The sequence below is a fragment of the Pseudomonas sp. GL_091 genome, assembly GCF_057837725.1.
Window position 1 is genome coordinate 1,359,640 of sequence record NZ_CM174451.1, and the last position, 13,739, is coordinate 1,373,378.

At 61.5% G+C, this 13,739-nt stretch carries 13 protein-coding genes; 10 read left to right on the forward strand and 3 right to left on the reverse strand.

From position 1 onward, the window contains the following. Positions 1-14 precede the first annotated feature (14 nt). The 3 genes from AC3ITY_RS06120 (at position 15) to AC3ITY_RS06130 (ending at position 1,900) form a co-directional block, all read left to right on the forward strand. Positions 15-722 (forward strand): PA1041 family peptidoglycan-binding anchor lipoprotein, encoded by a 708-nt coding sequence (locus AC3ITY_RS06120; RefSeq protein ID WP_489308115.1) that lies wholly within the window; start codon positions 15-17, stop codon positions 720-722. A 148-nt stretch (positions 723-870) separates the two neighbouring features. Then, positions 871-1,149, forward strand: coding sequence for a DUF1145 domain-containing protein (locus tag AC3ITY_RS06125; RefSeq protein WP_489308116.1), 279 nt, complete (start codon positions 871-873; stop codon positions 1,147-1,149). Beyond that, complete coding sequence (locus AC3ITY_RS06130) at positions 1,142-1,900, forward strand: collagen-like triple helix repeat-containing protein (RefSeq protein ID WP_489308117.1); 759 nt, start codon at positions 1,142-1,144, stop codon at positions 1,898-1,900. Before AC3ITY_RS06125 ends, AC3ITY_RS06130 begins: the two co-directional genes overlap by 8 nt. A 59-nt stretch (positions 1,901-1,959) precedes the next feature. On the opposite strand, the gene AC3ITY_RS06135 is transcribed toward AC3ITY_RS06130, so the two are convergent. Further along, positions 1,960-2,424 carry a CopD family protein gene (locus AC3ITY_RS06135; protein WP_489308118.1) on the reverse strand — a complete coding sequence of 155 codons (465 nt, stop codon included), beginning with the start codon at positions 2,422-2,424 and terminating at the stop codon, positions 1,960-1,962. 99 nt (positions 2,425-2,523) lie between these two features. Here AC3ITY_RS06135 and dinG point away from each other — a divergent pair, with 99 nt between their 5' ends. The 5 genes from dinG to pdxH all read left to right on the forward strand — a co-directional run bounded on the left by dinG (position 2,524) and on the right by pdxH (position 10,226). Continuing rightward, on the forward strand, positions 2,524-4,668 hold the full coding sequence (dinG, locus tag AC3ITY_RS06140) for an ATP-dependent DNA helicase DinG (RefSeq protein ID WP_489308119.1): 2,145 nt from the start codon (positions 2,524-2,526) through the stop codon (positions 4,666-4,668). Between the two features lie 96 nt (positions 4,669-4,764). Next, positions 4,765-7,158 carry a beta-galactosidase gene (locus AC3ITY_RS06145; protein ID WP_489308120.1) on the forward strand — a complete coding sequence of 798 codons (2,394 nt, stop codon included), beginning with the start codon at positions 4,765-4,767 and terminating at the stop codon, positions 7,156-7,158. 129 nt (positions 7,159-7,287) lie between these two features. Continuing rightward, on the forward strand, positions 7,288-8,433 hold the full coding sequence (locus AC3ITY_RS06150) for a serine hydrolase domain-containing protein (protein ID WP_489308121.1): 1,146 nt from the start codon (positions 7,288-7,290) through the stop codon (positions 8,431-8,433). Positions 8,434-8,546: 113 nt separating this feature from the next. Beyond that, positions 8,547-9,554, forward strand: a complete 1,008-nt coding sequence (locus AC3ITY_RS06155) for an OmpA family protein (RefSeq protein ID WP_489308122.1) — start codon at positions 8,547-8,549, stop codon at positions 9,552-9,554. 24 nt (positions 9,555-9,578) lie between these two features. Beyond that, a complete protein-coding gene (gene pdxH / locus AC3ITY_RS06160) occupies positions 9,579-10,226 on the forward strand; it encodes a pyridoxamine 5'-phosphate oxidase (protein WP_489308123.1) in 648 nt (215 codons plus the stop codon). A 5-nt stretch (positions 10,227-10,231) separates the two neighbouring features. Here the strand turns inward: pdxH and AC3ITY_RS06165 are convergent, their stop codons facing one another. Further along, complete coding sequence (locus AC3ITY_RS06165) at positions 10,232-10,468, reverse strand: hypothetical protein (protein ID WP_489308124.1); 237 nt, start codon at positions 10,466-10,468, stop codon at positions 10,232-10,234. Between the two features lie 165 nt (positions 10,469-10,633). Between AC3ITY_RS06165 and AC3ITY_RS06170 the strand changes: the two genes are divergently transcribed. Beyond that, positions 10,634-11,098, forward strand: coding sequence for an outer membrane lipoprotein (locus tag AC3ITY_RS06170; RefSeq protein WP_007992400.1), 465 nt, complete (start codon positions 10,634-10,636; stop codon positions 11,096-11,098). A gap of 101 nt (positions 11,099-11,199) precedes the next feature. On the opposite strand, the gene nhaA is transcribed toward AC3ITY_RS06170, so the two are convergent. Continuing rightward, positions 11,200-12,387, reverse strand: a complete 1,188-nt coding sequence (gene nhaA / locus AC3ITY_RS06175; protein ID WP_223534214.1) for a Na+/H+ antiporter NhaA — start codon at positions 12,385-12,387, stop codon at positions 11,200-11,202. A gap of 246 nt (positions 12,388-12,633) precedes the next feature. On the opposite strand from nhaA, the gene AC3ITY_RS06180 reads away from it, so the two are divergent. Beyond that, complete coding sequence (locus tag AC3ITY_RS06180) at positions 12,634-13,731, forward strand: PLP-dependent cysteine synthase family protein (RefSeq protein WP_489310793.1); 1,098 nt, start codon at positions 12,634-12,636, stop codon at positions 13,729-13,731. Positions 13,732-13,739: the final 8 nt, after the last annotated feature.

Below are 13,739 nucleotides of genomic sequence, written 5' to 3' on the forward strand. Positions count from 1 at the left end.
CAGGAGCTTTCAATATGATCGTTCTCACAAGGACCGTCTTGCCGGTTCTGCTACTTGGCAGCCTGTTGACCGGCTGCGCGACCCACAGTGATGGCACTGCCCCCCTCAATCAACGCACCTGGCCAATTTGCAGCCTCATCGGCGGTCTGGTCGGTGGTGGCCTGGGCGCAATCGAAAGTGGCAGTTGGGCCGCGGGTGGGGCGGCGCTGGGTATCTTGTCCGGTGGGTTGATCTGCTATGCCCAGGATGGCGACGAAGACGGCGACGGCGTTTTCGACAGACGCGACCGTTGCTCTGACACCCCCGCCAATACCCCGGTCGACCATCGCGGTTGCCCGGCGCCGCAGTATCCGGACAGCGTCCAGGCCGAACCTGCGCAATCCGAAGTCATTACTCTGAGCGATGTACTGTTTGTCTTCAATCAATCCAACCTGACCCCGACGGCGAAGAGTCAGCTGGACGCGTTGATGAGCAAGTTCGAGGATGCCGATGTGGTCAGCATCAAGGTGGTCGGCCATACCGACGGCGTCGGTTCGGATGCCTATAACCAGGCCTTGTCGGAGCGGCGTGCCAGCAGCGTGGCGGAATACCTGTTGAGCCAGGGTGTCGCGCCGAACAAAGTCACCAGCGAAGGCAAGGGCGCGAGCCAACCGATTGCCGACAACGGAACAGAAGAAGGTCGTGCGAAAAACCGTCGCGTGGACCTGCATATAAATCGCTGAGCCAAGAGATAGAGCCGTCGGGCGACAGGTGTGAACGCTGCGACGGCCGTTCGGCGGCCTCCATGAAGATTTTTCCGTTGCCCTCTGGCTTAACCCGCGTGGAAGCCGTTACTGTGCGCGCAAACAATAATTCTCATCGGGGGCGCGTATGAAAGTCTTATGGGGGCTGGGGCGGGTACTGACCTTGCTGTTCTGGTCGGTAGTGCTGGTCAATCTGCTCACACCCTTCGTCTTTCCGCTGCACCCGTTGGTCAATCTGGCCGGCGGCCTGTTGGGGTTCATCCATCTTCTGGAAGCGTTGCTGTGCTATCGCAGCCTCCGGGGTCGCGTCCATCCCTGGCTTGACCGCCTGAAGATCGTCATTTTCGGTGTGTTCCACCTGCAAACCATTCCAGCCCCAACCGCTTCGAAGGCTTCCCATGCGTAAACTCTGTCTGCTCGCCGCACTCATCAGCCCATTGGCCAGCGCACAGGTGGTGAGTGTCGAACCCAACTCGCTGATGCGCTTGCCCAACACCGCCAGCACCCTGCAACTGGAACGCCTGGAAGTGGCCGATTACGGCACCTTGCTGATTCCTTCGAACGTTACAGAAGTCACCGTGGGTGAATTGCATCTGGGGCGTGAAGCGCGCATTGCCATCGTGCCGGGGGAACAGGCGCTGGCGCTGAAGGTCCGTCGCGCTGACTTGTCCGAAGGCAGCCAGATCACCTCCCGTGGCGCCCCCGGGACTTACCAGAAGGCCGCTCGATCCGGGCGCAACCTTGATTTGCAGATCAAGACACTGAACGCAGCGCAATTGATCGTTGATGCTCGCGGTGGTGCGGGCGCGCCGGGGTTCGTTGGTCTTGACGGTGCTAACGGTCAGGAGCCGGGCTGCACCTGGGGTCAGGCGGGGCGCGGTGCCGATGGCAGTGATGGCAGCAATGGTCAGCCGGGCGCACCGGGGGCGCTGGTCAAACTGGCAGTGCCGCACGACTTCCCGGCAGACCGGATCAAGGTTCAGGTTGCCGGCGGTGCCGGTGGCCTGGCCGGCCCAGGCGGCAAACCGGGCGCGGGTGGCAAGGCCAAGGGCTGCCTGATTTACAAGGCTGATGGCGGCAAGAACGGTAAACCTGGAGCTGATGGTCAGCCTGGGCCGGAAGGCGCGGCGGGTTCGGTGACAGTACAGCGGATGTAAGAAGCGCCTAGAGCCCTGTGGCGAGGGGGCTTGCCCCTCGCCACAAAAGCTCGGCAGATTCAAAACATCGGTCGAGCCGCAGCAATCGCCACCACCGCCAACCCCACCAGCAGATTGATCCCCACCAACTTGCGGATCCGCCCCAGCACCGCTGCACCCGCGGGCCAGTCCTGCTCGGCCACGGCGGCGCGCAGTTCCGGCAGCATCAGCGCCTGAATGCGGATAAACAGCGCGGTCATCACCACATACAAGCCCATCATCACCTGCACATAACGCGGCGCAGCTTCAAAACCATTGAAATGCATATGCAGCATGCCCACGCCGCTGACTGGCAACAGCACCACCGCCACCCAGACCCAGCGGAAAAAACCTTGAAACACTTCTACCCATAACTTCAACCGGGCAGGGCCTTCAAGTGCCTTGATCGCGGCGGGGCGCAGGACCATCCAGGCGAAAAACATGCCGCCGACCCAGACCAGGGCAGCCAGTACATGCAGGCTATAAATGAGGCTAAAAGGTGTCATTGGGGTACTCCGTTCTGCGCGGGATTAATTAGCGGGGTATGATAGCGACCGAACCGAACTACTGAAAATTTATCCAGCGTTTTTTGCGCCCGACAAACCATGATCAGCACTGAACTCAAAACCACGATCCAGGGCGCCTACTCGCGTTTTCTCGAAGCCAAGAGCCTCAAGCCGCGCTACGGCCAACGCCTGATGATCGCCGAAGTCGCCAAGGTCCTGGGTGACATCGACACCGACGACGAAGGCCGGCGCAGTGGCGACCCCGCGATTGTCGCGGTGGAAGCCGGCACCGGTACCGGCAAGACCGTGGCCTACAGCCTGGCGGCGATTCCCACGGCGAAGGCTGCCGGTAAGCGCCTGGTGATCGCCACGGCCACCGTGGCCCTGCAAGAGCAGATCGTCTACAAGGACCTGCCCGACCTGATGCGCAACAGCGGGCTGAATTTCAGCTTCGCCCTGGCCAAGGGGCGCGGGCGCTACATGTGTCTGTCCAAGCTCGACATGTTGCTTCAGGAAGGCCACGCGCAGACCGCCACGGCGCAGTTGTTCGAAGAAGAAGGTTTCAAGATCGAGGTCGACGAGGCCAGCCAGAAGCTGTTCACCAGCATGATCGAAAAACTCGCCGGCAATAAGTGGGACGGCGACCGCGACAGTTGGTCCACCGCCCTGGAAGACGCCGACTGGGCGCGCCTGACCACCGACCACAGCCAGTGCACCAACCGCCATTGCCCGAACTTTGGCCAGTGCGCCTTCTACAAGGCCCGCGAAGGCATGGGCAAGGTCGACGTGATCGTCACCAACCACGACATGGTCCTGGCCGACCTGGCGCTGGGCGGCGGTGCCGTGCTGCCGGACCCGCGCGACACCATCTACGTGTTCGACGAAGGCCATCACCTGCCGGACAAGGCCATCGGCCACTTCGCCCATTACACGCGCCTGCGCTCCACCGCTGACTGGCTGGAAACCACCGCCAAGAACCTTACCAAGCTTCTGGCCCAGCACCCGCTGCCGGGGGACCTGGGTAAGCTTATCGAGCAGGTGCCGGAGCTGGCGCGGGAGATCAAGACCCAGCAGCAGTTCATGTTTACCGCGTGCGAGCAGATTGCCGATTTCAAACCCGGCGAAGACGTCGAAGGCCGCGAGCGCCCGCGTCACCGATTCGTCGGCGGGGTGATTCCCGAGCACATGCGCGAGATGGGCATCGAACTGAAGAAAGGCTTCGCGCGGTTGACCGATGTGTTCACCCGCTTGACCGAGTTGCTCAAGGAAGGCATGGACGGCGAGGTCAACATCGGCATAGCCAGCAACCAGGCCGAAGAGTGGTATCCGCTGTTCGGCAGCCTGTTGTCCCGCTCCTCGGGCAACTGGGAGTTGTGGACCGCCTTCACAGTGGAAGACCCGGAAGACAACCCGCCCATGGCCCGCTGGCTGACCCTGGCCGAAAGTGGTTCGCTGTTCGATATTGAAGTCAACGCAAGCCCCATCCTCGCGGCGGAAATGCTTCGCCGCAACCTGTGGAACGTGGCGTATGGCTGTCTGGTGACGTCGGCGACCTTGACTGCCCTCGGCACCTTCGACCGCTTCCGCATGCGCGCCGGCTTGCCGAAGAAGGCCGTGACGGCGGTGGTGCCAAGCCCGTTCCATCATGCCGACGCCGGTGTGTTGCGGGTGCCGAACCTGAACGCCGACCCGCGTGATGCTGCGGCGCACACCGCCGCGATCATTCGTGATCTGCCTGAATTGGTCGAAGGCTCGCGGGGCACGCTGGTGCTGTTTTCCTCGCGTAAACAGATGCAGGACGTGTTCGACGGCCTCGACCGCGACTGGCGCAAGCAAGTGTTCATCCAGGGCAACCTGTCGAAACAGGAAACCCTCAACAAGCACAAGGCGCGAGTCGATGGTGGGGATTCCAGCGTGTTGTTCGGCCTGGCGAGCTTCGCCGAAGGGGTCGACTTGCCCGGTGCCTATTGCGAGCACGTGGTCATTGCCAAAATTCCTTTCTCGGTGCCCGATGATCCGGTCGAAGCGGCGCTGGCCGAGTGGATCGAAGCCCGGGGCGGCAATCCGTTCATGGAAATCTCCGTGCCGGACGCCTCGCTGAAGTTGGTCCAGGCCTGCGGTCGCTTGCTGCGCACCGAAGAAGACCGCGGCACCATCACCTTGCTCGACCGGCGCCTGGTGACCCAGCGCTATGGCAAAGCCATCCTCAACGCGTTGCCGCCGTTCCGTCGAGAAATTTCCTGAAGCACCGGTGGGCAGTTTTGCCCACCGCGTTGTCTATCTCTCTGCCATCGCTTTTTCACTGGCCCATTGAAGGTCGTTAGGGAGAATTTCGTTCTCATGATTTGCCGTTCGTTGCCTGCTGTTTTTGCCCTGCTGTTCGCAACACCGCTGTTGGCCGCCCCTGCCAGCCAGCAGACGCTGTTCAACTTTGTGCGCCCCGCCGACGTGGTTCAGGTGGCGACTCAGGACGCCAGCCTGCCGCAATCCAACGCCGAGCAAACCCCCGAGGGCGAAGTGCTGCGCCGGGTGACGTTCAACCCGGTCGCCCGGCCGACTTTGCGCCTGACCCCGCAAACTGGCGCCTGGGACTGGTCGCAGTCGGGTGTCATGAGCCTGCGGATCCAGAGCGCCATGAACTGGGCCTTGACCCTGTACGTGACCATCCAGAGCAACGACGGCAAGACACTGGTCAGTCGCGTCGATCTGCCGGCGGGGCCTGCGCAAACCCTGTTGGTGCCTTTGCAAGCGACATCACCGCTGAGCCAGGGCATGAAGTCTGGCCCGCCGATGCCGATGACTGTCGAGGGTCAGCGAGTGTTGCTGGCCAGCAGCGCCGGTGAACTGGATCGCAGCCAGGTGGTGTCGGTGAGTTTGTCGATGGACCAGCCGAAAGCCGCACAAAGCATCTTGCTGGAACGCTTTGGTGTGCAGGACGGCGAGTCGGTCACCCAAGCCGTATATGGTGGGTTGGTGGATGCTTACGGCCAGTCGACCCGAGACAAATGGCCGGAAAAAATCAGCAGCGATGAACAATTGAAAAGCGCCGCCAGCAAGGAGCAGCAGCAACTGAAAACCTGGCTGGCCGAGCGTGAAAAGTCGTCCCTGGACAAGTTCGGTGGTCTAACCAAAGGCCCGTCCTTCAAGGCCAACGGCTTTTTCCGCACCGAGAAACGCGACGGACGCTGGTATCTGGTGACGCCGGAAGGCCATCCGTTTTATTCGCTAGGGGTTAACACCGTCGCTGCAGACGTCAACCAGACTTACGTTGCCGGTCGCGAGTGGATGTTCGAATCCCTGCCCAAGGCGGACGAGGCCCTGGCCAGTCATTTCGGTGAAGGCGACAACCGTGGCGGCAACGGTGCCGATCAGGGCCGCGGCTACAATGCCGGGCGCTGGTACGACTTCTACGGCGCCAATCTGCAGCGTCTGTATGGCGATCCGTGCGCGAAGGGTAGCGATACCAAGACCGGTGTCGCCGAAGCGGCCAAGACCGAAGCGACAGCCGCCGAGCAAAAACCTGTCGAACCGTGCAAGGCGCAGTTCGACGAGCAGCGCTGGTCCAGTCATACCCTTGATCGCTTGCAGGCCTGGGGCTTCAACACCATTGGCAACTGGAGCGCCCCCGTACTGGGCGACGCGGATCGCGTGCCGTACACCTTGCCGCTGTCGATCGTCGGCGACTACGCCAGCATCAGCACCGGCACTGACTGGTGGGGCGGCATGCCCGACCCGTTTGACCCGCGTTTCGCCATGGCCACCGAGCGTGCGGTAGCGATTGCCGCCCGCGATCATCGTGACGATCCGTGGCTGATCGGTTACTACGCCGACAACGAACTGGCCTGGGCCGGTCCCGGCGACGACCCGAAAGCCCGTTATGCGCTGGCCTACGGCACCTTGAAAATGACCACCGACGTGCCGGCCAAGCGCGCATTTCTCAAGCAGCTGCGTGACAAGTACCGCAATCAGGCTGGCCTGTCGAAAGCCTGGGGCATTGATCTGCCAGCCTGGGAGCTGATGGAAGATCCGGGGTTCGTACCGCCGCTCCCGAGTGCCGAGCACCCGGAAATCGAAGCCGACTTCAAATACTTCCAGAAGGTCTTTGCCGACACTTACTTCAAGACCATCTCCGACTCGCTCAAGTGGCACGCGCCGAACCAGTTACTGCTCGGCGGCCGTTTTGCCATCAGCACGCCGGAAGCCGTGGAGTCCTGCGCCCAGTATTGCGACGTGTTGAGCTTCAACATGTACACCCTGCAACCTCAGGATGGTTACGACTTCGCCAAGTTGCGCAGTCTCGACAAACCGGTGCTGATCACCGAGTTCAATTTCGGCTCGGCTGATCGTGGCCCGTTCTGGGGCGGCGTCACGCCGTTGGCGAAGGAAGAGGACCGCGGTCCGGCGTACGCCAACTTTCTCAAGCAGGCATTGAGCGAGCCGTCGATTGTCGGCGTGCATTGGTTCCAGTACCTCGATCAACCGGTCACCGGGCGCTTGCTTGACGGTGAAAACGGTCACTTCGGATTGGTGGGCATCACTGATCTGCCGTTCCAGGGCTTTGTCGACAGCGTGCGCAAGAGCAACCTGGCGACAGTCGAGCAACTGGGCAAAGAGGCCGAGAAGGCTGCGGCCGCCGCCGACAAAGCCAGCCACGACGCCGAGGGCGGCCGCAAGGCCGAGGCCGGCAAGGGGCCGGGGAAGGGCGCTGGTGGGCATTCCGGCAAAGGCCATTAATCCCTGAAACCCTGTGGCGAGGGGGCAAGCCCCCTCGCCACAACCATCCAGCCCAACCCTGTTCCCAAAACCCTCAAGGGCTGGAACAATGCCGGCCACTTTGTAGAGCATTAATCCGGGGAGTTACGGGTGCAGATTCAGGGTCATTACGAGCTTAAGTTCGAAGCGGTGCGAGAGGCGTTCGCGGCGCTGTTCGACGATCCCCAGGAACGTGGCGCAGCGTTGTGCATCCAGGTCGGCGGCGAAACCGTTGTCGATCTGTGGGCCGGCACTGCCGACAAGGACGGGGCCGAGGCCTGGCACAGCGATACCATCGCCAACCTGTTCTCCTGCACCAAGACCTTTACCGCAGTCACCGCGCTGCAACTGGTGGCCGAAGGCAAGCTGCAACTGGATGCCCCGGTCGCGCGCTACTGGCCCGAATTTGCCGCTGCCGGCAAAGAGTCCGTCACCCTGCGTCAACTGCTCTGTCATCAGGCCGGCCTTCCGGCATTGCGCGAGTTACTGGCCCCCGAAGCCCTTTACGACTGGCAAATCATGGTCGACGCCCTGGCCGCCGAAACGCCGTGGTGGACGCCGGGCGAAGGCCACGGTTACGCGGCAATCACCTATGGCTGGCTGGTCGGTGAATTGCTGCGCCGTGCCGACGGTCGCGGGCCGGGTGAATCCATCGTCGCGCGGGTCGCCAAACCGTTGGGCCTGGACTTCCATGTGGGCCTGGCCGACGCAGAGTTCCATCGCGTGGCCCACATTGCGCGGGGCAAGGGCAATGTCGGCGATGCCGCCGCCCAGCGCCTGCTGCAAGTGACCATGCGTGAGCCAACGGCCATGACGACCCGGGCGTTCACTAACCCGCCGTCGATCATGACCAGCACCAACAAACCCGAGTGGCGACGCATGCAGCAGCCGGCCGCCAATGGCCATGGCAATGCCCGCAGCCTGGCCGGGTTCTACGCCGGCCTGCTCGACGGCAGCCTGCTGGAAAGCGAAATGCTCGATGAACTGACTCGTGAGCACAGCCTTGGTGAGGACAAGACTTTATTGACCAGGACCCGTTTCGGCCTGGGCTGCATGCTCGATCAACCGGACGTTGCCAATGCCACCTTCGGCCTTGGCCCGCGGGCGTTTGGTCATCCGGGTGCCGGCGGTTCCATCGGTTTTGCCGACCCGGAGCACGATGTGGCTTTCGGATTTGTGACAAATACCCTGGGGCCGTACGTCTTGATGGACCCGCGCGCGCAAAAGCTGGTGCGGGTTCTGGCCACTTGTCTGTAAAAACGACTAACGGGTTCCAGGGCTGGAACCCGTTAGCCTTTCCAGTTTCAAAGCGTCTGCTTCTTCCGGCCAATGTGGCCTGTTTTTTTTGACTTCATTTTTGTGGATATCCAATGTCATCCAATAAAACCCTCGCTTTGGCCCTGTGCTTCGCTATTACCGGTTGCGCACAGACTCCACAGAAAGACGCGACGGCACCTGTCGCCAAGACTGAAAGCGGCAGTCACTGGTTCTGGCCGTTCGGTTCCGACGAGAGCGCCGGCAAGCCCGTGGTCAAGCCGGAGGTGAAACCTGTAGTCAAACCTGTTGCGCTGGCCAAGGCCGAAACCGATAGCGGCAGCAAGTGGTACTGGCCGTTCGGCGCAAGCGAGCAAAGCGCCGCCAAAGCTGTGCCGATGCCAGACCCAAAAGTCACCCAGGCCTGGCTTGACGACTACGAACCGCGTCTGCGCGAGGCGGTCAAGGGCAGCAACATGCAACTCGAGCGCCGCGAAAACGTGCTGGTGGTGACTGCGCCGGTCGAAGGCTCGTTCAACCCTGATCGTCCGGCCATGCTGCTGCCGGTCACACTCGGCCCGTTTACCCGGGTTGCGAAAATCCTTGAAGCCGATCCAAAGACCGCTGTGTTGATCCTCGGCCACAGCGATACGTCCGGCGCTGCGCCTGCCAACGTCAAACTGAGCCAGGAGCGTGCCCAGGCCGTTGCGGCGATTTTCCGCCTCAGTGGTTTGCAGCGTGATCGCTTGATGTTGCGTGGCCTGGGCGGTGATGCACCGCGTGCCGCCAACGACAGCGTGCAAGGGCGTGCGTTGAACCGCCGCGTGGAACTGCTGGTGACCCCACAGAACACCATGGTCGCGCTGCTGAGCAAGTACAACATGCCGGCCCCGGCGCCTGCGACCATGGTCGCTGCCGCTGACGTCAAGCCGGTCGCCAAGCCTGTGACACCGGCCCCTGCGACTAAAAAGGCTGCTGCTCCAGCGATGAAAAAAGCCCCCGCGAAAAAAGCGCCGGCCAAGAAAGCACCAGCGAAAACCGCAACGCCGGCAAAAAAGACCACGCCAGCCAAAGCCTCCGCGGCTGACAAGAAAGTCGTCGCCACCGATACTGCAAAACAGTGATTCGCTAACCAAAAGGAATGCGCCATGACCCAGGATCTGGCTGATATGCGTCGTGACTACACCCGTGATGGCCTGACCGAGGCACAAGCCCCGGCCGAGCCGTTTGCGCTGTTCCACCAGTGGTTCGCCGACGCGGTGAAAACCGAACAGGCGCCGGTGGAAGCCAACGCCATGACCCTGGCCACGGTCGACCAGGACGGTCGACCACACTGTCGCATTTTGTTGCTCAAGGGCCTGGACGAACAGGGCTTCACCTTTTTCACCAACTACGAAAGCGCCAAGGGCCAGCACCTGGCCGCGAATCCGTTCGCGGCCATGACGTTTTTCTGGCCGGCGCTGGAGCGCCAGGTGCGCATCGAAGGGCGGGTGGTGAAGGTCACGCCTGAAGAGTCCGACGCCTATTATCAAGTCCGTCCGCTGGGCAGTCGCCTGGGGGCCTGGGCATCGCCGCAGAGCCGCGTGATCGCCGGTCGTGGCGAGCTCGAAACGCTGCTCAAGGACACCGAGCAACGTTTCAGCGACACCCAGCCGCATTGCCCGGAACACTGGGGCGGTTATCGCCTGCTGCCGGAGCGCATCGAATTCTGGCAGGGCCGCCCAAGCCGCCTGCACGACCGCCTCAATTACCGCCAGCAGGGCGCCGACTGGATTCTTGAACGTCTGGCACCCTGAGCAGTCTACCGACTGGGATAGCCTGCTGCAGCGGCCTCCAGCCACTTCGGCAGGTCTCGACGCTTGATCTTCTGCGCCTGAGCACTCGCCAATTGTTCGAGCATGAAGGCTTTTTTCTGCTCGTCCTTGCCCGCCAGCGCTAGCGCCAGGTCGCGGTCCATCCAGCGTTTGATCCGCACGTACAGCCACCAATGGAAGTACAAACCGGCAACAGTCGTGACGACGATGATAAAGTAGTCCATTGAAATCCTTGGCCAGTGGGGCAGCTTTGCGAATTTGCCGCTACTGTGTGAGTTCGTGGCGGCGCCTTAACGGAGCCTGAATCAAACCAATTTTACCCGGGCGATGCCGTGACAGGCGTCAAGCTGCGGAGTTTAATGAATACCTGTTTCTTTGGAGTTGATGCTATGCGTAAGTCTGTTCTGCTGGTTGCTTCCTTTTCCACGATGGCGATGTTGCTCACTGGTTGCCAATCGAGCCTGACCGGTGACTCCTATTCCCGTGACGAGGCGCGTCGTGTGCAGACCGTACGCATGGGCACCATCGAAGCATTGCGTCCGGTGAAAATCGAAGGCACCAAAACCCCGATCGGCGGCGCTGCAGGCGCAGTGGTCGGCGGCGTTGGCGGCAGCTCCATTGGTGGCGGCAAAGGCAGCGTCGTTGCTGCCGTCATCGGTGCTGTGGCCGGCGGTCTGCTCGGTTCGGCCGCTGAAGAAGGCCTGACCCGCACCCAGGGCGTGGAAATCACCGTACGCGAAGACGATGGCAGCATGCGCGCCTACGTTCAGGAAGTTCAGCCGAACGAAGTGTTCCGTGTTGGCGAGCGTGTGCGCATCGCAAGTGTGAATGGCACAAGCCGCGTTTCGCACTAAACGCAAACACTGGATAAACAAAAAACCCGATCAGGTGACTGATCGGGTTTTTTGTTTTTAGCTGCGGTGAGTCTTGATTGGTGCCAGGCGTTATCGGTTTATCAGGATGCCAGGTTGGAGCTCTTGCGACTCGCCATCGCCGTCACCCCATAACCGATCAGCGCGGCCAGAATCGAACCGGTCAGGATCCCCATGCGGTCCATCCCGGCGAAATCACTCACGCCCGGCTCAAAGGCCAGCGAGCCGACAAACAGACTCATCGTGAAACCAATGCCGCAGAGAATCGCCACGCCCAGTATCTGGCCCCAATTGGCGCCTTGGGGCAGGGCGGCGATACCGGTTTTCACGGCCAGCCAGGTCAGGCCGAAGACACCGACGGTCTTGCCCAGCAGCAGCCCGATGGCGATGCCCATGGGAACGTGGTGAGTGAAGCTTTCGACAGTGACGCCGCTCAGGGACAGGCCGGCATTGGCAAAGGCGAATAGCGGCAGGATGCCGTAGGCGACCCACGGGTGCAGGGCGTGTTCCAGGGTCAGCAGCGGCGAAGGCTCGGCATTTTTAGTGCGTAGCGGAATGCAGAAAGCCAGGGTCACGCCGGCCAGCGTGGCGTGGACACCACTCTTGAGTACGCAGACCCAGAGGATCAAGCCAATGATCATGTACGGCCCGAGCTTGACCACGCCAAGCCGGTTCATCCCGATCAGCGCCGCAATACAGGCCGCGGCCAGCGCCAGGGACAGGGTCGACAACGCGCCGGAATAGAAAATCGCAATGATGATGATCGCGCCGAGGTCGTCGATGATCGCCAGGGTCATCAGGAACAGTTTCAGCGATACCGGAACCCGTTTGCCCAGCAATGCCAGCACGCCAAGGGCGAACGCGATGTCGGTGGCGGTCGGGATGGCCCAGCCGTTCAGAGCCGGTGGCGTGTCGCGATTGAGGTACCAGTAGATCAGCGCCGGCACCACCATGCCACCAATGGCGGCGGCACCGGGCAGGACGATTTGCGACGGTTTGGACAACTGGCCGTCGAGGACTTCGCGCTTCACTTCCAGGCCGATCAGCAGGAAGAACAGCGCCATCAGGCCGTCGTTGATCCACAACAACGCCGGTTTGGCGATTTTCAGCGCGCCGATCTGCGCCACCACGGGGGTGTCCAGCAGGCCGTTGTACAACCACGACAGTGGCGAGTTGTTGATGATTAGAGCCAGAACGGCAGCGGCGATCAGTAACAGACCGCTGGCAGCTTCCAACTGAAAGAAACGCGTGAAAGTGCTACGCAGAGGCAAGGTCGCTCTCCATCTGTGAATTCAAAAGGTGTTACACCCTAACAAGTACTGTTAGTTGTTAAAACAAAAGTTATATTCTTTTTTGTTATATGTCGTTACAGAGTGATCCGTCAGCACCGACCTGAGCCTAGCAGTTGCCGGGCGTATTGGACCCCAGCTGTATCTGTGCTGAATGTAGGTTTTTTCCTAAGCTTGTTCGATGAGCCTTGTCAAAGGCCGACTCCTGCCCGATTCAACGAGAAAACCATCATGAGCGACAACCGACAGTGGTCCCGCGAAGCGATCCGGATCATCGAAGCCGATTTCCAGCGCAGCGCCGACACCCACTTGATCCCCTTGCCGCTGCCGGGTTTTCCAGGGATCGAGTTGTACTTCAAGGATGAGTCCAGCCACCCCACGGGCAGCCTCAAGCACCGCCTGGCCCGTTCGCTGTTCCTGTATGCGCTGTGTAACGGCTGGCTCAAGCCCGGCGCGCCGGTCATTGAAGCTTCCAGCGGTTCCACGGCGATTTCCGAAGCGTATTTCGCGCGTATGCTGGGCTTGCCGTTCATTGCGGTGATGCCGGCGACCACGTCCAAGGAAAAGATCGCGCAAATCGCCTTCTACGGTGGCCAAAGCCACCTGGTGGACGATCCGACCCAGATCTACGCCGAGTCCGAGCGTCTGGCGCGCGAACACGACGGGCATTTCATCGACCAGTTCACCTACGCCGAGCGTGCCACCGACTGGCGGGCGAACAACAACATTGCCGAGTCGATCTTTCAGCAGATGCGTTTCGAGCAGCATCCCGAGCCGAGCTGGCTGATTTCCAGTCCCGGCACTGGTGGCACCACGGCCACCCTGGGCCGATACGTGCGTTATCGCCAGCATTGCACCCGTGTGCTGTGTGCCGATGCCGAGCGTTCGGTGTTCTTCGATTACTACCAGACCGGCGATGCCAGCCTGCGGCTGGACCACGGCTCGCGTATCGAAGGCATTGGCCGGCCGCGCGTGGAAGCGTCGTTTCTGCCCAAGGTGATCGACGCGATGGTCAAGGTGCCGGATGCCCTGTCACTGGCGGCCATGCACTACCTGGCGGAGCGTCTGGGGCGGCATGTGGGTGGGTCGAGCGGGACCAACCTCATTGGCGCACTGATGGCCGCCCAGCACATGAAGGCGGCGGGGGAGACGGGGTCGATGGTGGCGATTCTGTGTGACAGCGGCGAGCGCTATGCCACGACCTATTACGATCAGGATTGGCTCAAGGCTCAAGGGTATGAGCTGAGTGGTTTGATGGCTGCGGTGGCAGCGACGGTGGAGCGGGGTGAGCCGTTGCCGGCGTCAGTACTGCGCGCCAATATCTGACACACAGA